Origin of the sequence: Variovorax paradoxus (genome assembly GCF_022009635.1) — a bacterium.
Classification (GTDB): domain Bacteria; phylum Pseudomonadota; class Gammaproteobacteria; order Burkholderiales; family Burkholderiaceae_C; genus Variovorax.
In genome coordinates, this window is the sequence record NZ_CP091716.1 from 5443052 (window position 1) to 5463493 (window position 20442).

The window sequence follows — 20442 nt, forward strand, 5'->3', positions numbered from 1 at the left end:
TTCGGTCCATGCAAGCCACTACCTCCCGCATTGCCGCCCGCGTGCGGCGCATCAAGCCCTCGCCCAGCACCTCGGCCGCCGACCGCGCCAACGAACTGCGCAGGCAGGGCAAGTCGATCGTGAACCTCGTGGTCGGCGAGCCCGACTTCGACACGCCCGCGCACATCCGCCAGGCCGCGGCCGCGGCCATCGAGCGCGGCGCCACCCGCTACACGCTGATGGCGGGCACCGTGGAGCTGCGCGAAGCCATCGTCGCCAAGCTGGAGCGCGAGAACGGCCTGCGCTACGCGATGAACGAGATCATCGCCACCAGCGGCGCCAAGAGCGCGATCTACAACGCCTTCGCGATCACGCTGGAGCCGGGCGACGAGGTGATCATTCCCGCGCCCTACTGGGTGTCGTACCCCGACATGGTGCTGGCCTGCGAAGGCACGCCCGTCACCGTGGCCTGCCCCGAGTCGCAGGGCTTCAAGCTGGCGCCCGCGCAACTGGAGGCCGCCATCACGCCGCGCACGCGCTGGCTGCTGCTCAATTCGCCAAGCAACCCGACCGGCGCGAGCTACACGGCGCAGGAATACCGCGCGCTGGCCGAAGTGCTGGAACGCCATCCGCACGTGATGGTGATGACCGACGAGATCTACGAGCACATCCGCTTCGACGGCGAGACCACGCCGCACATCCTGGTGCAGGCGCCTTCGCTGCGCGACCGCACGCTGATCGTGAACGGCGTCTCCAAGACCTATGCGATGACCGGCTGGCGCATCGGCTACGCGGCCGGGCCCGTGGACCTGATCAAGGCGCTGGACACTTTGCTGTCGCAGTCCACCGGCAACTGCTGCTCGGTGAGCCAGGCCGCCGCCGCCGCCGCGCTGAACGGCGACCAGAGCTTCGTGGCCGAGAGCGTGGCCGTCTACCGGCAGCGCCGCGACCGCACGCTGGCGCTGGTCAACGAGATTCCCGGCCTGAGCTGCGCCACGCCGCCCGGTGCCTTCTACCTCTACATCAACTGCGGCGGCCTCATCGGCAAGACCACGCCCGAGGGCAAGCGCCTGGACGAAGACGGCGACGTAGTGATGTACCTGCTCGAAAGCGAAGGCGTGGCCGTGGTCGCGGGCACCGCGTACGGGCTGTCGCCCTACTTCCGCCTTTCGATTGCCACGTCGATCGAGACGCTGGAAGAAGGCTGCAAGCGCATGGCGCGCGCCGTGGCCGCGCTGCGCTGAAGATTTCAAGACGAGGACGATTCCCCATGCCCTACAAAGCCATCCGCAAGAACCCGTCGGCACCGCAAGTGGCGCCGGCCATACTCGCCGCGCTGCAAGACATTCCGGTGGCCGCGCTCAGCGACAACCTGCACCGCAACATCGGCAGCGTCGGCCTGCAGCCCTATCACCGCCCCGGCCGCAAGACGATGGCGGGCACGGCCGTCACCGTGAAGACGCGCGGCGGCGACAACCTCACACCCATGCGCGCCTTCGAGTTCTGCCGGCCCGGCGACGTGCTGGTGATCGACGCGGGCGGCGACGTGACCAACGCGGTCATCGGCGGCATCCTGTCGTTCTACACCGCGACCATCGGCACCGCGGGCCTGGTGCTCGACGGCGCGATCCGCGACGTGGCCGAGATCCGCGAGCGCGACTACCCGGTGTATGCGCGCGGCGTGAACCACCGCGGCCCCTACAAGGACGGCCCCGGCGAGATCAACGTGCCGGTATCGGTCGGCGGCATGGTCGTGAACCCGGGCGACATCGTGGTGGGCGACCAGGACGGTTTGCTGGCCTTCTCGCCCGACGAGGCCGAGTTGCTGATCGAGAAGGCGCGCGCGCACCTGGAAACCGAAGCGCGCACGATTCAAGCGATGAAGGAAGGCCGCTGGGACCGCTCCTTCCTCGACGCGCTCGAGGCACGCTGCGCGAATTGAATCCGGGCGTCAGGCGCCTTCGCTGACCAGCGCCCACAGCGCCTCGGCCACCGGCGCCATCTGCGCCTGCTGGCGGTACAGGCGTATGTCCACCGGCACGCGCCAGCCGCCCGCGCCGGCATCGACCAGCGCGCCGCCGCGCAGGTCGTCGGCCACCAGGCTCATCGGCAGCCACGCGAGGCCGCGGCCTTCGAGCGCCATGGTGCGCAGCAGCGCCGCATGGTGGGCGGTGAAGACGATCGAAAGCGACGCGGCGAAGTCCTTGCCGAACTCGCTGTCCTGCAGCGACCGCATGATCCGCCCCAGCCCCGAGGCCTCGCTGTATGCGAGCACTGAAGGCGACTGGCCGGCACCCAACACGTGCAGCGGCGCGGCGCCCGCATCAGGCGCGCTCACGGGCACCAACACGTCTTCGCTCAACCGCTGCACGGGGTATTGCCCCTCGTCGAGCCGGCCCGGCGCGCCCGCATGGCCGTGGCACAGCACGAACTGCACGCGTCGCTGCAGCATCAGGTCTTCGCAGGCGTAGGAGCTGTCCGAAACGGTCTGGATCGGGCCCATGCTCAGGCGCGACTCCACGCTGCCCAGCCAGCGCGGAAAGAAGGTCAGCGACAGCACGTGCGTGGCGGCGAAGCTCAGGCTGGCGGCGTCGAGGTCGTGCGCGGCGCGGGCCTTGATGCGCGCGGCTTCCAGGCCGGCCAGCACCTCCTGCAGCAGCGGCTGGAAGCGCTTGCCCGCCGCCGTGAGCGCCGTGGGGTGCGCGCTGCGGTCGAACAGGTCGACCCCCACCCACTCTTCCAGCGAGCGGATGTGCCGGCTGAACGCCGGCTGCGCGATGGAGCGCGCCTGCGCGGCACGCGAGAAATTGCCGGTCTCGGCCAGGGCCAGGAAGTCTTCCAGCCATTCCAGGTCGAGCGGTCGGTTGCCAGGGCCCATGCGCAGCGCGATTGAATAGTTGTATGCGATTCGAGTATTGGACGGCGCCCGCCCCGCCGGCAAAAGATGCACCCATTCCTGCACCTTGAACCACAACGGAGACACAGCATGCCTTCCATCGCGAATTATCGCGGGATCATTCCCGCCATTTCCTGCCCCTTCACGGCCGACCACCGCATCGACGAACCGGCGCTGCGCAAGCTGGCCTCCTGGCTGGCCGGCCATGACGGCGTGGTGGCGATCATGACCAACGGCCACACCGGTGAAGTGTTCTCGCTCACGCCGTCGGAGCGCGCAGAGGTGACGCGCATCGTGGCCGACGAGCTGCGCGGCCGCATGCCGGTGATCTCGTCGATCGTGTGCGAGGGCCTGGCAGAGACCGCCGAACACGCCCGCGCCGCCCAGGTCGCCGGCGCGGTGGCGCTGGACGTGATGCCGCCGCACCACTGGCTGCGCTTCGGCTTCACGCCCGGCCATGCGCTGCAGTACTTCGAGGCCATCCACCGCGCCGCGCCGGAGCTGGACCTGGTCTGCCACGTGTACCCGGCATGGACGCGCGCCTCGTACTCGTCGCAACTGCTGGCCGAGCTGGCCCGCCTGCCCTACCTGCAGGCCTTCAAGGTGGGCCAGCGCGACATGAACAAGTACGCCCGCGACATCCAGGCGATCCGCGAGGCCGATGCATCCAAGGCCATCCTGACCTGCCACGACGAGTACCTGCTGGCCTCGATGGTTCAGGGCGTGGACGGCGCGCTGGTCGGCTTCGCGACCTTCATTCCGCAACTGATCATCGACCTGTGGAACGCGGTGAAGGCTGGCGACCTGAAGAAGGCGATGGCGGTGCAGGCGCTCATCACGCCGCTGAAGGACGCGGTGTACGGCGGCGGCGAACCCACCGGCGAGGCGCATGCGCGCATGAAGGGCGGCATGTACCTGGCCGGCGTGCTGGAGAACGCCACGGTGCGCCCGCCGACGGAAGCGCCGAACGCGCGCGAGATGGATGCGCTGCGCGCCGCCGTCGAACAGGCCGGGCTGTCGAAGCGCTGAGCCCGAGGGGCCGCCACGCGCGAGCCCCGGTCGAAAAGAACACAAGGAGACAAGAGACATGCAACGCAAGCACTTCCTGCGCGCCACGCTGGCCGCCCTCGCGTTGGCCGCGGCATCGACCGCCGGCTTCGCGCAGACCTGGCCCAGCCGCCCGGTGCGCATGGTGATCCCGTTCCCGCCGGGCGGCACGCTCGACACCATCGGCCGCCTGCTGGCGCAGAAGCTCGGCGAGCAGACGGGCCAGACCTTCATCGTGGAGAACCGCGCCGGCGGCAACGGCATCATCGGCGCCGACGTGGTGTCGAAGGCGCCGGCCGACGGCTACACGCTGCTGTTCAACGCCTCGACCTTCACCACCGCGCCGATGACGATGAAGTCGGTGCCCTACGACGTGGTGAAGGACTTCACTCCGGTGGCGCTGGTGGCCAAGGCGCCGCTGTCGGTGGCCGTCAACAAGAACCTGCCGGTGACCGACGTGAAGTCGCTCATCGCATATGCCAAGGCGCACCCCGGCAAGATGACTTTCGCGGTGGGCTCCATCGGCTCGGCGGGCCATCTGTCGACCGAGCTGCTCAAGCGCGCGGGCGGCGGGCTCGACTACCTGATCGTGCCGTACAAGGGCACGGCACCTGCGTTCCAGGACCTGATCGGCGGGCAGATCGATGGCTTCATCGACCCCATCCTCGGCTCCCTCCAGTATCACAAGAGCGGCATGGTGAAGGTGATTGCCGTGACCTCGGCCACGCGCGCCTCGAGCCTGCCGAACGTGCCCACAGTGGGCGAGAGCATTCCGGGCTACGAGTTCTACAGCTGGTACGGCCTGTGGGGCCCGGCGAAGCTGCCGCCCGCCATCACGCAGCGGCTGAATGCCGAAGTCAACAAGGCGCTGGGCACCGACATGCGCGAGACGCTGGGCGCGCAGGGCCTGCTGCTCACGCCGGGCAGCGTCGACGAGTTCGCGAAGTTCCAGTCGGAAGACATGGCGCGGTCGAAGAAGATCATCGTCGAGGGCAACATCCATGTCGAATGAAGCCGCGACAGCGCCGCATGCGGTGGTGACGGGCAGCAGCGGCGGCATCGGCCGGGCCATTGCGTCGCAGCTGCTCGAAGCGGGCTGGCGCGTGAGCGGCATCGACCTCGCGGCGCCGACGCTGTCTTCCCACGCCGGCTTCACCCACACGGCGGTGGACCTTTGCAACGCCGATGCCATCGCGCGCGCCGCGGCCACCCTGCAGGATGCCGATGCGCTGGTGCATGCGGCCGGCGTGCTGCGCGTCGGCCCGCTGGGCGCGCTCGACCACGCGGGCGGCGAACTCATGTGGCGGCTGCACGTGGATGCGGCCGCGCGGCTGGCCGATGCGCTCGTGCCCGCGATGGCCGCGCGCGGCCAGGGCCGCGTGGTGTTCGTCGGCAGCCGCGTCGCGCAGGGCCTGCCAGGCCGCGGCCAATACGCCGCGACCAAGGCCGCGCTCATCGCGCTCGCGCGAAGCTGGGCGGCGGAGGTGGCGCCGCAGGGCGTGACCGTCAACGTGGTGTCGCCCGGCGCGACGCAGACCTCGATGCTGCAAGACCCCGCACGCGCGGGCAGCGCGCCGCGCATGCCGCCCATCGGCCGGCTGATACGGCCGGAGGAGATCGCGGCGCTCGTGGGTTTTCTTCTTTCGCCGCAGGCGGCGGCCATCACGGGGCAGGACCTTGCCATCTGCGGCGGCTCGTCGCTGCACCGCTGAATCTTTTTCTCTTTCTTTCTCACCCCGGAACCCGACCATGAAAATCGTCAACATCCTCGAATCCACCCGCCCCATCAAGTCGGACATCCGCAACGCCTACATCGACTTCTCGAAGATGACCCTGAGCCTGGTGGCCGTGGTCACCGACGTGATCCGCGACGGCAAGCCGGTCATCGGCTATGGCTTCAATTCGAACGGCCGCTACGGCCAGGGCGGGCTGATCCGCGAACGCTTCCTGCCGCGCCTGCTGGAGGCCGAGCCCGCGTCGCTGCTCGACGAGACCGGCGAGAACCTCGACCCGCACAAGATCTGGGCGCGCATGATGATCAACGAGAAGCCCGGCGGCCACGGCGAGCGCTCGGTGGCGGTGGGCACCATCGACATGGCCGTGTGGGACGCCACCGCCAAGATCGCGGGCAAGCCCCTCTACCAGCTGCTGGCCGAACGCTACGGCACCGGCACGCCGAACCCGCGCGTGTTCGTCTACGCGGCGGGCGGCTACTACTACCCCGGCAAGGGCGTCGAAGGCCTGCAGCGCGAGATGACCAGCTACCTGGAGCGCGGCTATTCGGTGGTGAAGATGAAGATCGGCGGCGCCTCGCTGGCCGAAGACTGCGAACGCATCGAGTCGGTGCTGAAGATCCTCGGCCCCGGTCAGCAACTGGCGGTGGACGCCAACGGCCGCTTCGACCTGAAGACCGCCGTCGACTACGGCCGCGCCCTCTCGCAATACCCGCTCTTCTGGTACGAGGAAGCCGGCGACCCGCTGGACTACGAACTCCAGGCCAAGCTCGGCGAGGTGTACGCCGGCCCCATGGCCACGGGCGAGAACCTGTTCTCGATGCAGGACGCGCGCAACCTCATCCGCCACGGCGGCATGCGGCCCGACCGCGACTGGCTGCAGTTCGACTGCGCGCTGAGCTACGGCCTTGTGGAGTACCTGCGCACGCTCGACATGCTGAAGGAAAACGGCTGGTCGCCCTCGCGCTGCATTCCGCACGGCGGCCACCAGATGTCGCTGGCCATCGCGGCGGGCCTGGGCCTGGGCGGCAACGAGAGCTATCCCGACCTGTTCCAGCCCTATGGCGGTTTCCCCGATGGCGTGAAGGTCGACAACGGCTATGTCACGCTGCCGCCGCTGCCGGGCATCGGCTTCGAAGGCAAGGCCGATCTGATCGCGGAAATGCGGGCGCTGGCCGCATAGGCCCCGCAGGCGCAAGGGCGCCGGATTTGCGCGATATGCTGTGAGGCCCTGCCGCCCGCTCGTTCGGTCGGCCAGCCATCGAGATACATCGCAAAAATCCAAGGACTTGTTTCGAAAGCAACAAGTTGCAAGCCCCTATGAAGATAGCTACGTGGAACGTCAACTCCCTCACCGCGCGCCTGCAGCACGTGCTCGACTGGCTCATCGCCAACCCGGTCGACGTGCTGTGCCTGCAGGAACTGAAGATGACCGACGACAAGTTCCCGCTCGAGGTGCTCAAGTCGGCCGGCTATGAAGCGGCGGTGTTCGGCCAGAAAACCTACAACGGCGTCGCCATCCTGAGCCTCTCGCCAATGCGCGACGTGGTGAAGAACATCGGCGGCTTCACCGACGACCAGTCGCGCGTGATCGCGGCCACGGTGGACACGCCCTCGGGTCCGCTGCGCGTGGTCAACGGCTACTTCGTGAACGGCCAGGCGCCGGGCAGCGACAAGTTCGAATACAAGATGAAGTGGCTCGATGCGCTGCGCGACTGGCTGCGCCAGGAGATGGCGGCCAACCCGAACCTCGTGCTCTTGGGCGACTTCAACATCACGCCGGAAGACCGCGACAGCTTCGACCCGGTGGGCCTGAAGGAAACCATCCACCACACGACCGAGGAGCGCAACCATTTCAAGGCGCTGCTCGACCTGGGCCTGACGGACAGCTTCCGCATGTTCGAGCAGCCCGAGAAGAGCTTCTCGTGGTGGGACTACCGCATGCTGGGCTACCAGAAAAACCGCGGCCTGCGCATCGACCACATCCTGGTAAGCGAACCGCTGGTGCCGCGCGTCAAAGGCTGCGTGGTCGACCGCGTGCCGCGCAAATGGGAAAAGCCGAGCGACCATGCGCCCGTGGTGCTGGACCTCGACCAGGGCGCCTGATCCGATGAACGCACGCGCGGGAATCGAAGCAGGCGTGGCGGGCCGCGCCTGCCGCTTTTTGGCCATCGCTGCGGCGGCCTTCGCGCTGGCGTCGTGCTCGCTGTTCAAGCCGGCCGACAAGGCCGAGGAAGGTGACAAGGGCACCGCGACGGCGCCCGCCGAAGAGCCCGCGCCCGGCAGCCGCGACGTGCCCACGGTGCGGCTCATCACCGCGCAGACGCCCGCCGTGCGGGCCTACCGCAAGATCGGCGCGCAGCACATCTACAAGGCTTACGCCAATCGCATCTACAAGGGAAAGATCCCGCCGCTGGTCTATGCCGTGGTGGTGGTCGAGACCGACATCGATGCGAGCGGCAAGGTGGTCAACGTGACCTTCAGCCGCACGCCGAGCCATGCGCCGGAAGTGGCGCCGATGATCGCGGAGCTGATCAAGGCGACGTCGCCGCTGCCCAACCCGGGCAAGCTGGGCGGCCACACCTATGTCGACACCTGGCTCTGGGACAAGAGCGGCAAGTTCCAGATCGATTCGCTGACGCTCGGCCAGCGCAGCAGATAAGCAGCCAGCGAACCGCGGGCCAAGAAAAAGGCCCGTGAGGGCCTTTTCATTCGATGCCGAGTTCCTGGATCTTCCGGGTGATGGTGTTGCGCCCGATGCCCAGCTTCTGAGCGGCCTCGATGCGCCGTCCGCGCGTGTTGGCCAGCGCGGTGAGGATGAGCCTGGACTCGAAGCGGCGCGAGAGCACGTCCCACACGTCGGTGCGGCCGGCGGCCAGCAGGGCCTGTGCCTCGACCTCGAGGCCGCTTTCCCAACTGCTGACCAGCGCCGAGCTTTCGGCGGCTTCGGAGTGAACGGGGGCGACGGCGGGAGCGTCGCCAGTGGTCACCGACAGCGGCGGCGCGAGCGGGCTTGCGGTCGCCACGGCGTTGGGCGCTGCTTCCGCTGAGTGAACCTCGGCGGCTGCCGTGCCCACAGCCATCACTTCCGGCGGCAGGTCCTTCGCCTCGATCAACTGGGCCGGCGCCATCACCGTCAGCCAGTGGCAGATGTTCTCGAGCTGACGCACGTTGCCAGGGAAGCTGAACGCGGCGAGCTTGGTCAGCGCCGCGTCGGAAATGCGCTTGGGCTCCACGCCGAGCTGGCGCGCGCTCATCTGCAGGAAGTGACGCGTGAGCGCGGGCACGTCTTCGCCGCGTTCGCGCAGCGCCGGCAGGCGCAGGCGGATCACGTTGAGGCGGTGGAACAAGTCTTCGCGGAAGCCGCCGAGCTTGACGCGCTGCTCCAGGTCCTGGTGGGTCGCCGCGATGACGCGCACGTTGGCCTTGACCGAGTTGTGGCCGCCCACGCGGTAGAAATGACCGTCGCTCAGCACGCGCAGCAGCCGCGTCTGCAGGTCGAAGGGCATGTCGCCGATTTCGTCGAGGAACAGCGTGCCGCCCTCGGCCTGCTCGAAGCGGCCGCGGCGCATGGTCTGCGCGCCGGTGAAGGCGCCGCGCTCATGGCCGAAGAGTTCGCTCTCGAGCAGGTCCTTGGGAATGGCGGCGGTGTTGATGGCCACGAAGGGACCGTTGGCGCGCGGCGAGTGCTTGTGCAGCGCGCGCGCCACCAGTTCCTTGCCCGAACCCGATTCGCCGGTGATGAGCACCGTGACGTTGCTCTGCGACAGCCGGCCGATGGCGCGGAACACGTCCTGCATGGCGGGTGCCTGGCCGAGCATCTCGGGCGCGGCGACCATGCGTTCCTCGGCCACTTCCTCGCGCTGGCTTTCGTCGACGGCGCGGCGGATGAGTTCGACCGCGCGAGGCAGGTCGAAGGGCTTGGGCAGGTATTCGAAGGCGCCGCCCTGGAAGGCCGAGACGGCGCTGTCGAGGTCGGAGAACGCCGTCATGATGATGACGGGCAGGCCCGGGTGCTTGGCCTTGATCTTGTCGAGCAGGTCGAGCCCGGAGCCGCCGGGCATGCGGATGTCGCTCACCAGGACCTGGGGGCCCTGCTGTTCGTCGTCGGCGGCCTGCTCGAGTGCCGCGAGCACCTCGCGCGTGTTGGTGAAACTGCGCGTGGGCAGGTCTTCGCGCAGCAGAGCCTTCTCGAGCACGAAGCGAATCGATTGGTCGTCATCAACTATCCAGATCGGCTTCATGCATCTCCTCTGTTGCCGGTGGCTGCGCTAGGGCAGCGGTATCAATATCTTGAAATCGGTTCGGCCCGGGACGCTGTCGCACTCGATCACGCCGTGATGCTGTTGCACAAAAGTTTGTGCGAGCGTCAATCCCAGCCCTGTCCCGCCTTCCCTGCCCGATACGAGCGGATAGAAGATGCGGTCCTTGATCGTGTCCGGCACACCCGGTCCATTGTCGATGACATGCAATTCCAGTGCCAGTCGATACCACTGCTTGTTGAAGATCACCTGGCGGGCCACGCGGGTCTTGAAAGTGATCTGCGCATCGCCCGCCGCGCGGCGCTCCGCCAGGGCCTGCGCGGCGTTGTGGACGATGTTGAGCGTGGCCTGGATGAGCTGCTCGCGGTCGCCGCGGAATTCGGGAATGGAGACGTCGAAGTCGCGCTCGATGTGCAGGTCGCGCGGGAACTCCGCGAGGATGACGGAGCGCACGCGCTCGCACACCTCGTGGATGTTGACGTCGCCCACCACGTGCGGGCGGCGGTGCGGCGCCAGCAGGCGGTCGACCAGCGTCTGCAGCCGGTCGGCCTCGTGGATGATGACTTGGGTGTATTCGATGAGGTCGCGCGACTCGACCTCCATCTGCAGCAGCTGCGCCGCGCCGCGGATGCCGCCCAGCGGGTTCTTGATCTCGTGCGCGAGGTTGCGGATGAGTTCCTTGTTGGCCTGCGCCTGGTCGATCAGGCGCTCTTCGCGGTCCTGCCGCACCTGCTGCTCGAGCGGCGACATCTCGATGATGAGTTCGCCCTTCTTCTCGCCCTGCGCCAGCGTGACCTGAACGGGCATGAGCTCGTGGTTGACGCGGCGCAAAAAGGCTTCGTAGCGCAGCGTGGCGAAGTCGTTGCTGCTCGCGCCGTCGATGGCGGTGCGCAGCACCTGCGGCTCATGAAAGCACGCGCCGAACTGCGAGCCTTCGAGCGTGCGGCGCGATGTGCCGAGTGCGTCTTCGAGGCCTGCGTTGGCGAACAGCACGGAGCCGTTGCTGTTGACCACCGCGATGAGGGTGGACAGCAGGTCGAAGGACTGGAAGCGCGGATTGGCGCCGGTCGCCTTCTTCCCGAATGCCATAGAGGTTCTTGCTTGCTCTTGCTACTGGTTATTGCTGCCGGGGCGGCAGCCGGTTGATTTCGCGGCGGATGCCTGCGATGTCGCTCTCGTTGCGCGCGATCTCGGCCTTCATGTCGGCCACGCGGTCGAGGTACTTCTGGTAGTTGCGGCCTTCGCTGCCCTGCTTCTCGGGCTCGCCGTTGTTGTAGTCCTTCAGCAGCTCGGCCTGGCGGGCCTCGGCCTTCTTGAGCTCCGATTCGAGCACCGAGCGGGCCTCGCCGTCGCGGGCGCGCTGGTCGACGCCTTCGACGCGCGGGCTGCCGGCCGGCGCGCGCGCCGCCGAGGAAGAGCCCGACGACGATGCCGACCCGCCGCCCGAAGCCTTGGTGCCCTGCACGACGGTGACGTTGCCGCCTTCGAGCACCTTGCAGCCCTTTTGCTGGGCGATGGTCGCGTTGTTGGTGTATTCGTTGCCGCAGCGCCAGACGCGTTCCTGCGCAACCGCCGGCAACGCGATCAGGAGTGAACCGGCCAGGAAAAAGAGGGAAGCTGTCTTCATGTGTATCGGTGGAGGCGCGACAAAGGCGCATTTTCATGCAATTCGACGCCCCCGGAGCCCTGATGTTCCGCCCCAAGGAAAAAGGACGGCCGAGGCCGTCCTTTTGACTTACATGCCTGTCAGGGCTGTTTTCTCGTCGATCAGAGCGAGTAGTACATGTCGAACTCGACGGGGTGCGTCGCCATGCGGAAGCGCGTGACTTCCTGCATCTTCAGTTCGATGTACGCATCGATGTACGCGTCGGTGAACACGCCGCCCTTGGTCAGGAACGCACGGTCCTTGTCCAGGTATTCCAGGGCCTGGTCGAGGCTGTGGCAGACGGTGGGGATCAGCGCGTCTTCTTCCGGCGGCAGGTGGTACAGGTCCTTGCTGGCGGCTTCGCCCGGATGGATCTTGTTTTCCACGCCGTCCAGGCCGGCCATCAGCAGCGCGGCGAAGCCCAGGTACGGGTTCATCAGCGGATCGGGGAAGCGCGCTTCGACGCGGCGGCCCTTCGGGTTGGCCACGAACGGGATGCGGATCGAGGCCGAGCGGTTCTTGGCCGAGTAGGCCAGCTTCACCGGGGCTTCGAAGCCGGGCACCAGGCGCTTGTAGCTGTTGGTGCCGGGGTTCGTGATGGCGTTCAGGGCACGGGCGTGCTTGATGATGCCGCCGATGTAGTGCAGCGCGAAGTCCGACAGGCCTGCATAGCCGTCGCCGGCGAACAGGTTCTTGCCGTCCTTCCAGACCGACTGGTGCACGTGCATGCCGGAGCCGTTGTCGCCGACGATGGGCTTGGGCATGAAGGTGGCGGTCTTGCCGTAGGCGTGGGCCACGTTGTGGATCACGTACTTCTGCAGTTGGACCCAGTCGGCGCGCTGGACCAGCGTGCTGAACTTGGTGCCGAGTTCCATCTGGCCGGCGTTGGCCACTTCATGGTGATGCACTTCGACCGGGATGCCGAGCGATTCGAGCACCAGGCACATTTCCGAGCGCATGTCCTGAAAGCTGTCGACCGGGGGAACCGGGAAGTAGCCGCCCTTGACCGCGGGACGGTGGCCGGTGTTGCCGTGCTCGTATTCCTTGTCGGTGTTCCACGAGGCTTCTTCGGATTCGATCTTCACGAAGCAGCCCGACATGTCGTTCTTCCAGCGAACGCCGTCGAACACGAAGAATTCGGGTTCCGGACCGAAGAAGGCGGTGTCGCCCAGGCCCGAGGCCTTCATGTAGGCTTCCGCGCGCTTGGCGAGCGAACGCGGGTCGCGCTCGTAGGCCTTGCCGTCTGCCGGGTCGATCACGTCGCAGGTCAGGATCAGCGTCGTTTCTTCGAAGAAGGGGTCGATGTTGGCGGTGTTCGGGTCGGGCATGAGCTGCATGTCCGAGGCTTCGATTCCCTTCCAACCAGCGATGGACGAGCCGTCGAACGCGTGGCCCGAGGTGAATTTGTCTTCATCGAAGTGCGACACAGGCACGGTCACGTGCTGCTCTTTGCCCCGGGTATCGGTGAAGCGGAAGTCGACGAACTTGACCTCGTTTTCCTTGACGAGCTTGAGTACATCGGCGACGGTCTTTGCCATCAGTTTCTCCTGAGTTGGATGGTGGTTAGGAATACAGGGACGAGGGATGCAGTTTCTGTGCCATTGTCACCTCACTGGATGAGGCCTTGTTCACCAAAGCGAACCACAAATGGCCCAAGAAATTCACCAAATTGGTGCCAATCGAATTAACGCACCAATTCGGGGCCAAGCTGGGCATCAAAGGTGTGCAGGCCCTCGATAAGCTGGGCATAGGCGGCGTCGAGCCGGCCGGGATCGCCCTTGACGCCAAGCTCGATGTGGCGCCCGTACTGGGGGTGATCGACGCTGGGCAGGCTGAACACCTTGATGCCGGCGTGCGTGTCTTCGATGGCCTGCATCAGCGGTGTCAGGGTGGCTTCCATGGCACCGAAAACGATCACCGACTTCTCGGCGACGGCATTGCGGGTGAACAGGTCGGCATAGCGGCCGTCGAGCACGGATTCGATCATCGGCCAGGCCATGACCGGGAAGCCGGGCACGAAATGCACGTCGCCGACGCTGAAGCCGGGGATCTTGTTGTACGGGTTGAGGATGAGCGCGGCGCCCTGCGGGAACACGCCCATGTTGAGCCGGTGCACGTTGTCGGCGCGGTCGGGCTCGTAGGGCAGGCCCTGCTCGCGCGCGGTGTCCTGCATGCGCTCGCGGATCAGCAGCTCGGCTTGGGGGTGCAGCGCCAGCGGCACGCGCAGGGCCTTGGCGGCGCACTGGCGGGTGTGGTCGTCCGGCGTGGCGCCGATGCCGCCGGTCGAGAAGACGATGTCGCCCGAAGCGAAGGCCCGCTCGAGCGCGGCGGTGATGCGCGCGGGCTCGTCGCCCACGTACTCGGCCCAGCTGAGCTGCAGGCCGCGCGCGGCAAGCAGCTCGATGACCTTGGCCATGTGCTTGTCGGCCCGCTTGCCGGAGAGGATCTCGTCGCCGACGACGATGAGACCGAATGCGCGTGTCATGGTGAACCCCATTGAGAAAGAGCGGCCTTGTTGGCTTCCGCGACCTCGAGGGCCGGGGTTCCGCCGACGCCCGATGCCGCCGCGGCCACCGCGCGCTGGGCGCGCAGCTGCGCGAGCGCGTCGAGGCAGTAGTGCGCGAACCAGAGCGCCGAAAAGGCAAAGACCAGTGTGTAGATCCAGATGGCGATCGGCACCAGCACGAAGAAAGCGGCGGCGAACAGCAGGCCCGAGGCCCAGACGATGCTCGGCGCCGCGCCCAGGTAGCCGCACAGCACGCCGACGCACAGCAAGGGCAGCCGGTGCGTGCGCAGCAGGGTGGCGCGCTCCTCGGGGCTGGCGTGCTCGGCCAGCGCGTCGAAGCTCATCACGCGGTAGGTGAGCCAGCCCCAGATGAGGGGCGGCAAGATCAGCACGAGCGGAGGAATGAGCCACAGCGGCATCGACACCACCAGCGCGACCAGCGCCAGGATGGTGACGCCGAGCGAGCGGGCCACGCTGCCGAAGAAAGAAGCGCCCTTCTTCTGCTCCAGCGAGGGAAAGCGGCGATCGCCCACCAGCCGGGTGAGCGCCGGGGCCATGAAGCCGGCCACGATGAGCAGCGAAAGCACCACGATCAGCGGCGTGGCGGCGAACACCACGACCAGCGGCGCCAGCATGGCAGTGACATCACCCGAGAAAAGCCGGCCGATCCAGGCCCAGAAGCTGGCCAGCAGCGGCCACGCATCGAGCGCGCCGCGCGTCCAGGCCACGGCCGCTTCCCAGTAGAAATACCCGAGCCCCGCGGCGAGCAGCACCATCAGCCCCAGGGGCAGCAGCGACAGCACGATCACGCGCGGCAGCAGGCAATACGCGACCGCGCGCCAGAAGGAGTCGAGGAGCAGGCGCATGAGGCAGCGAGGATAACGCCTCGGACGACGCCGTCAGGGGCCGGTGACCCTCAACCGCGCCCGACCATTCGCTTCAGGCCGAGCCACTGCTGCGCCCAGAAACCGCGGCCGTAGTCGCGCACGCGGCCGTCGGCGCCGGGCTCCACCTGGTCGCGGATGCCGGTGGGGTCGTAGCGGTTCTCGAAGTTGGCGGTGCCGAACATCATGTCCCACCACGGCAGCAGCACGCCGAAGTTGTGGCCGCCGAGCGTGCTCTTGCCGTTCGATTCGTGACCCAGCCCGATGCTGTGGTGCAGCCGGTGAAAGCGCGGGCTGATCCACAGCCGCTCGCCGATGGCGCCGAAGCTCAGCCGCAGGTTGGCGTGCTGCAGGCTCTCGCTGAGCTGGGTGAAGGCCACGAAGGCGATGAACTGGCCCGGCGCCACGCCGATCAGCTGCGCCACGATGACGATGAGCGTGTCGTGGACGATGTCGTCGAGCAGGTGGTTGCGGTCGTCGCTCCACATCGTCATCTGGCGCTGCGAGTGGTGCAGCGAATGCAGGCCCCACCACCAGTTCAGCTGGTGCTGGCCGCGGTGGATCCAGTAGCCGACGAAGTCGAGCACCACGAGGTAGATCGCAAAGGCGATCACCGGCACGTCGGTCACGCCCGGCCAGACCTCGTCGAGGTGGAAGGTGCCCCACCCCGCCGTGCGCAGGCTGCCCATGGCGTCGTCGAAGAAGGGCTGCAGCGTGAAGAAGATGGCCAGCCGGAACAGGCCGAGCCGGTGGATCAGCGTGTAGAGCACGTCGATGCGGATGGCATGGCGGTCGACCACGGGCTCCACCGAACGCCAGCGCTGCAGCGGCCCGATGATGGCGATCAGCACCAGCACCTGGATGACGCCGACCAGCAGCCAGCCGGTGGCGTCGAAGGCGTCCTCCGTCCAGCCGCCGAGGCCGACGGCGAACACCAGCGGCTGCACCACGGCCTCGAAGAACCAGCCTTGGAGGGAGGAAAAAGCGTCAGTCAGCCAATCGATCACGGCACGAACTCAGGGGTGGGATGCGATCCAGGCGCGGTAGTCCGGGTGCTGGCGCAGCGTTTGGAAACAGAAGCCCTTGGCCTTGAGGCCGACGATCAGCGGCTCGAGGTTGGCCGGCGCCCACGGGTCCTTGCGCGACCAGATGCCCAGGTGCGCGAGCAGGATGTCGCCGGCGCGGATGGTGTCGAGCGCCTGCGTGAGCAGCTTCGCGTTGCTGAATTTCTCGCTCGGCAGTTCGTCGCCGAGGAAGCCGGCGGGCGCCCAGCCGACGTACTTGTAGCCGCAGCTCTCGGCGGCCGCCAGCAGCGCGGGCGAGGTCTTGCCGCCCGGCGCGCGGTACAGCGGCAGCGGCTTCTTGCCGGTGATGGCCGCCAGCCGGTCGGACGACTTGCGGATGTTGGCGCAGTACTGGGCCGCGCTCCAGGTCGATTCCTTGCCGTCCTGCGGGCCGGCCGAGGGCCGGATGCGAAAGCTCGGCGGCGTGGTGCCCTTGACGTCGGCGCGCCAGTAGGCGTGGTCGTAGGTGTGGGAGCCGAATTCGTTGCCTTCGGCCGCCCTTGCCTTCCACCAGGGCGCCCAGTGGTCGTCGAGGCTGTCGCCGTCGGTCTGGGTACGCTCGGCGGCGGCGAAGAAGGTGACGCGCACGTTCTGCCGCTTGAGCACGTCGGCCACCAGCGGGGCGATGCCCATGTGGCCGGTGTCGAAGGTCAGGTAGACGGGCTTTTCGCAGGTGGCCGCCTGCTGCTGGGCCCAGGCGCCCGGCACCACCGTGCCGCAGGCCAGCGCCAGCAGCACGGCCGCGCTGGCGCGCCTACGTGCGTTTGCCATGGTCCAGCGTCCAGACGCCATGCGGGGAACGGCCCACATTGACCTGCCGCACGACCTTCTGGGCCACGAGGTCGACCACGGTGAGCTTCTTGGCCCAGCGCGAGGTCACGTACAGCGTCTTGCCGTCGGCCGACACGTCCATGCAGTCGGGCCCGCCGGGCACGGCATAGCTGGCGACGACCTTGAGCGTCGTCAGGTCGATGCGGCTGATGGTGTTGGCCACGCGGTTGCTCACGAACACGGTCTTGCCGTCGCCGGCCGAGCGGAAGGCGTGGGCGCCCTTGCCGGTGGGGATCTTGCCGACCAGCTTGGGCTGCGCGCCCTCCACGTCGAACACCTGCACGCCGTCGCCACCGGTCAGGCCCACGAGCAGCGTCTTGTCGTTGTGGGTGCCGAAGATGTCGGCGGGCATCGGGCCGGTGGCGGTGCGCCACTTGACGGTCTGCGAAGGCAGGTCGACCGCGATCATCTCGTCGCTGTCCTGCATCGTCACGTAGGCGATGGTGCTGGTGTTGTCGATCCAGATGTGGCTGGGCGTCTTGCCGGTGGCGATGCGCTTGGCCAGCTTCAGGTCCTTGCCGTCCCAGCGGTAGACGTCGACGTGGTTCAGGCGGTTGCCCGCCGTGACGAACCACTTCATGTCGCGCGAGAACTGCAGCTGGTACGGATCGATGATGCCGTAGACCACGCGCTGCACCTCGGCCGTGCGGGGGTTCAGGAAGGTCAGCGAATCGCCCGCCGAATTGGCCACGATGACCGACTTCTCGTCGGGCGTCATGTAGATGTGGTGCGGCTCCTTGCCGGTGGTGATGCGCTGCTTTTCGCTCCAGTCGACCGGATTGATCACGCTGACGCTGGCGTCCAGCGAGTTGAGCACGAAGATCGGAGGGGGCTCTGCCGCAGCGGCGGCGGTGTTTACCGCCAGGGCCGTCATGCAGGAAAACAGGAAGGCCGCGATGCGGCCGTTCGGGCGGGCTGGAAGTCGCAAGGGAAGGTTCCGAGAGAGAGCTGGCGATCTTAACGGCCGAGCATTAAGACTGGCTGACCGGAACGCCCGTCTTTCTCCCTGCCAGCTTGGCCCGTTACTTCGAAAGTTTGCCGGGCTTGGCCGGCGCGCGCAGCGCCGCGACCTCTTCGGCCGTGAGCCAGCGCCACTGCCCCGGTGCCAGGTCTTCGGGCAGCGCGAGATCGCCGATGCGCGAGCGGTGCAGCCCCTCGACCCGGTTGCCGACCGCGGCCAGCATGCGCTTGACTTGGTGGTACTTGCCCTCGGTGAGCGTGAGCCGCAGGTGCAGCGGGCTGTCGGACTCGCAGGCGGCCGCGCGCACGGGCTTCGGATCGTCGTCGAGCACCACGCCGGCAAGCAGTTTGGCGATCTGCGCCTCGTCCACCGGGTGCTTGGCCGTCACCTCGTAGACCTTGGGCACGTGGTGCTTGGGCGAGCCCATCTTGTGGATGAACTGGCCGTCGTCGGTCAAAAGCAGCAGGCCAGTGGTGTCCTGGTCGAGCCGGCCGATGGCCTGCACGCCCTGCACCGCCCCCTTGTTGGGCCGCAGGCGCAGCGGCGACGGCAGCAGCGTGTAGATGCTCGGGTAGGTCGAGGGCTTCTGCGAGCACTCTGTGCCGGCCGGCTTGTGCAGCATCAGGTAGGCCTTCTCGTGGTACGCCCACGGCGTGCCCTGGACCGTGTAGAGCAGGCCGTCGGGGTCGAGGTCGGCGAAGGGGTCGGTCACGGCCTGGCCCGCGATGGTCACGTGGCCTTGCTGGACCAGGCCCGCGCACACGCGGCGCGTGCCGAAGCCCTGGGTGTAGAGGATGTCTTGCAGGTGCATGAAAAATGAAAAAAGCGGCCGTGCCGACAAGGGCACGACCGCCTTCTAGTTTGCCGCAGTCTCAGTAGCCCGCTGCCAGGCCGGTGTTGCGGCGCGGATCGTTGGCGCCGTAGAAGCGGTTGTTGCCGACCGGCTTGCCGCCCAGCGACGGCGCGCCGACGATGATGGCCGCGAGGTGGTTGGCCGGCTGCGGCACGCCCAGGTTGTGGCCCATGTCGGTCAGGATCTTGCGCGTGTCGGGGCTCAGCGCGTAGGTTTCGACGTTGGTGACGTCAGGCAGCCACTGCTGGTGGAAGCGCGGCGCATCCACTGCTTCCTGCACGTTCATGCCGTAGTCGATGGCGTTGATCATGGTCAGCATCACCGCGGTGATGATGCGGCTGCCGCCCGGCGTGCCGACCACCATCACGGGCTTGCCGTCCTTGGACACGATGGTCGGGCTCATCGAGCTCAGCGGGCGCTTGCCCGGCTCGATCTTGTTGGCCTCGCCCTGCACCAGGCCGTAAAGGTTTGGCACGCCCACCTTCGAGGTGAAGTCGTCCATCTCGTCGTTCAGCAGCACGCCGGTCTTGGCCGCGGTGATCTTGGCGCCGAACCAGTCGTTCAGCGTGTAGGTCACCGAGACCGCATTGCCCCACTTGTCGGCGATCGAGTAGTGGGTGGTGTTGCTGCCTTCGTGCGGCGCGACGCCGGGCTTGATGTCCTTCGAGACGCCGGCCTTCTTCGGGTCGATGACCGCGCGGATCTTCTCGGCGTAGCCCTTGTCGAGCAGGCGGTCGAGCGGGTTCTTCACGAAGTCCGGGTCGCCCAGGTAGCTGTTGCGGTCCACGTAGGCGTGGCGCATGGCTTCGATCTGGTAGTGCACGGCCTGCGCCGAGTGGTAGCCCAGGTCCTTGAGCGGATAGCCCTCGAGGATGTTGAGCATTTCGCAGATGATCACGCCGCCAGAACTGGGCGGGGGCGCCGACACGACGCGGTAGCCGCGGTAGTCGCACTCCACCGGCGCGAGCTCGCGCGTCTTGTACTGGTCGAGGTCGGCCTGCGTGATCAGGCCCTTGCCGCCCTGGCTGGACGCCACGATGGCATTGCCGACCCAGCCCTTGTAGAAGCCGTCGGTGCCCTTGGCGCTGATCTCGCGCAGGGTCTTGGCCAGGTCCTTCTGCACCAGCTTGTCGCCCACCTTGTAGGGCTCGCCCTTGTTCAGGAAGATGGCGGCCGAGGCCGGGTCTTCCTTGAAGTCGGCCGTGGCGGTGCCGAGCAGGTCGATGTCGCCCTGCTCCAGCGCGAAGCCCCTGTCGGCCAGCTGGATCGACGGGGCGAGCAGCTCGCCACGCTTCATGGTGCCGTACTTCTCGCGTGCGTACTCCATGCCCGAGACGCTGCCCGGCACGCCCACGGCGAGGTGGCCCTTGGTGCTCAGGCCCTTGATGACGTTGCCGTCCTTGTCGAGGTACATGTTGGCCGTGGCGGCCAGCGGCGCCTTCTCGCGGAAGTCGAGGAAAGTCTTGCGGCCGTCGGCCAGCTGGATGGTCATGAAACCGCCGCCGCCGAGGTTTCCCGCTGCGGGGTACACCACCGCCAGTGCGTAGCCCACGGCCACCGCCGCGTCGACGGCATTGCCGCCGCGCTTGAGCACATCGACGCCGACCTTGCTGGCCAGGTGCTGCGCACTCACGACCATGCCGTTCTCGGCCGCGACGGGCGCCACCGATGCGGCATTCGATGCGCCGGCAGCCGCCAGTGCGAGCACCGCCGTGACGGCGGCGCGCAGCCTTGGGGTCCAGTGGATCTGTTGCATGTGAGAGTCTCCTTTGTAGGCGTGG

20 protein-coding genes are annotated in these 20442 nt (G+C 67.4%); 8 read left to right on the forward strand and 12 right to left on the reverse strand.

What is annotated here, in order from left to right; genetic code table 11:
* Positions 1 to 8: 8 nt before the first annotated feature.
* Positions 9 to 1223 carry an aspartate transaminase gene (locus L3V85_RS25200; RefSeq protein WP_237675410.1) on the forward strand — a complete coding sequence of 405 codons (1215 nt, stop codon included), beginning with the start codon at positions 9 to 11 and terminating at the stop codon, positions 1221 to 1223.
* Between the two features lie 26 nt (positions 1224 to 1249).
* Positions 1250 to 1921, forward strand: coding sequence for an RraA family protein (locus L3V85_RS25205; protein ID WP_237675411.1), 672 nt, complete (start codon positions 1250 to 1252; stop codon positions 1919 to 1921).
* A gap of 9 nt (positions 1922 to 1930) precedes the next feature.
* Here L3V85_RS25205 and L3V85_RS25210 read toward each other — a convergent pair whose 3' ends face one another.
* On the reverse strand, positions 1931 to 2857 hold the full coding sequence (locus L3V85_RS25210) for a LysR family transcriptional regulator (RefSeq protein WP_237675412.1): 927 nt from the start codon (positions 2855 to 2857) through the stop codon (positions 1931 to 1933).
* 108 nt (positions 2858 to 2965) lie between these two features.
* Between L3V85_RS25210 and L3V85_RS25215 the strand changes: the two genes are divergently transcribed.
* The 6 genes from L3V85_RS25215 (at position 2966) to L3V85_RS25240 (ending at position 8317) form a co-directional block, all read left to right on the forward strand.
* Positions 2966 to 3904: a dihydrodipicolinate synthase family protein gene (locus L3V85_RS25215; RefSeq protein ID WP_237675413.1), complete on the forward strand. Its 939-nt coding sequence runs from the start codon at positions 2966 to 2968 to the stop codon at positions 3902 to 3904.
* Between the two features lie 58 nt (positions 3905 to 3962).
* Complete coding sequence (locus tag L3V85_RS25220; protein ID WP_237675414.1) at positions 3963 to 4934, forward strand: Bug family tripartite tricarboxylate transporter substrate binding protein; 972 nt, start codon at positions 3963 to 3965, stop codon at positions 4932 to 4934.
* Complete coding sequence (locus tag L3V85_RS25225) at positions 4924 to 5634, forward strand: SDR family NAD(P)-dependent oxidoreductase (RefSeq protein ID WP_237675415.1); 711 nt, start codon at positions 4924 to 4926, stop codon at positions 5632 to 5634. The genes L3V85_RS25220 and L3V85_RS25225 overlap by 11 nt, the downstream gene beginning before the upstream one ends.
* A 37-nt stretch (positions 5635 to 5671) precedes the next feature.
* A complete protein-coding gene (locus tag L3V85_RS25230) occupies positions 5672 to 6838 on the forward strand; it encodes a mandelate racemase/muconate lactonizing enzyme family protein (RefSeq protein ID WP_237675416.1) in 1167 nt (388 codons plus the stop codon).
* 137 nt (positions 6839 to 6975) lie between these two features.
* Positions 6976 to 7761 (forward strand): exodeoxyribonuclease III, encoded by a 786-nt coding sequence (gene xth, locus L3V85_RS25235; RefSeq protein ID WP_237675417.1) that lies wholly within the window; start codon positions 6976 to 6978, stop codon positions 7759 to 7761.
* 4 nt (positions 7762 to 7765) lie between these two features.
* Entirely contained in the window at positions 7766 to 8317 is a 552-nt protein-coding gene (locus tag L3V85_RS25240; protein ID WP_237675418.1) for a hypothetical protein, read from the forward strand.
* Positions 8318 to 8363: 46 nt separating this feature from the next.
* Here L3V85_RS25240 and ntrC read toward each other — a convergent pair whose 3' ends face one another.
* The 11 genes from ntrC to ggt form a co-directional block, all read right to left on the reverse strand.
* Positions 8364 to 9899, reverse strand: a complete 1536-nt coding sequence (ntrC, locus tag L3V85_RS25245; RefSeq protein WP_237675419.1) for a nitrogen regulation protein NR(I) — start codon at positions 9897 to 9899, stop codon at positions 8364 to 8366.
* Positions 9900 to 9926: 27 nt separating this feature from the next.
* Positions 9927 to 11006 carry a nitrogen regulation protein NR(II) gene (gene glnL / locus L3V85_RS25250; protein ID WP_081271314.1) on the reverse strand — a complete coding sequence of 360 codons (1080 nt, stop codon included), beginning with the start codon at positions 11004 to 11006 and terminating at the stop codon, positions 9927 to 9929.
* Between the two features lie 28 nt (positions 11007 to 11034).
* Positions 11035 to 11544 carry a hypothetical protein gene (locus tag L3V85_RS25255; protein WP_237675420.1) on the reverse strand — a complete coding sequence of 170 codons (510 nt, stop codon included), beginning with the start codon at positions 11542 to 11544 and terminating at the stop codon, positions 11035 to 11037.
* A gap of 140 nt (positions 11545 to 11684) precedes the next feature.
* Entirely contained in the window at positions 11685 to 13100 is a 1416-nt protein-coding gene (gene glnA / locus L3V85_RS25260; RefSeq protein ID WP_116908082.1) for a type I glutamate--ammonia ligase, read from the reverse strand.
* A gap of 146 nt (positions 13101 to 13246) precedes the next feature.
* Complete coding sequence (locus L3V85_RS25265; protein ID WP_237675421.1) at positions 13247 to 14047, reverse strand: competence/damage-inducible protein A; 801 nt, start codon at positions 14045 to 14047, stop codon at positions 13247 to 13249.
* Positions 14044 to 14934 carry an EI24 domain-containing protein gene (locus tag L3V85_RS25270; protein ID WP_237675422.1) on the reverse strand — a complete coding sequence of 297 codons (891 nt, stop codon included), beginning with the start codon at positions 14932 to 14934 and terminating at the stop codon, positions 14044 to 14046. Before L3V85_RS25270 ends, L3V85_RS25265 begins: the two co-directional genes overlap by 4 nt.
* Before the next feature lie 50 nt (positions 14935 to 14984).
* A complete protein-coding gene (locus L3V85_RS25275) occupies positions 14985 to 15959 on the reverse strand; it encodes a sterol desaturase family protein (protein WP_237675423.1) in 975 nt (324 codons plus the stop codon).
* Positions 15960 to 15968: 9 nt separating this feature from the next.
* Complete coding sequence (locus L3V85_RS25280; RefSeq protein ID WP_237675424.1) at positions 15969 to 16787, reverse strand: polysaccharide deacetylase family protein; 819 nt, start codon at positions 16785 to 16787, stop codon at positions 15969 to 15971.
* A complete protein-coding gene (locus L3V85_RS25285; protein ID WP_237675425.1) occupies positions 16771 to 17775 on the reverse strand; it encodes a YncE family protein in 1005 nt (334 codons plus the stop codon). Before L3V85_RS25285 ends, L3V85_RS25280 begins: the two co-directional genes overlap by 17 nt.
* 94 nt (positions 17776 to 17869) lie before the next feature.
* On the reverse strand, positions 17870 to 18619 hold the full coding sequence (locus L3V85_RS25290) for a pseudouridine synthase (RefSeq protein ID WP_237675426.1): 750 nt from the start codon (positions 18617 to 18619) through the stop codon (positions 17870 to 17872).
* A gap of 61 nt (positions 18620 to 18680) precedes the next feature.
* Positions 18681 to 20417, reverse strand: a complete 1737-nt coding sequence (gene ggt / locus L3V85_RS25295; RefSeq protein ID WP_237675427.1) for a gamma-glutamyltransferase — start codon at positions 20415 to 20417, stop codon at positions 18681 to 18683.
* Positions 20418 to 20442 lie beyond the last annotated feature (25 nt).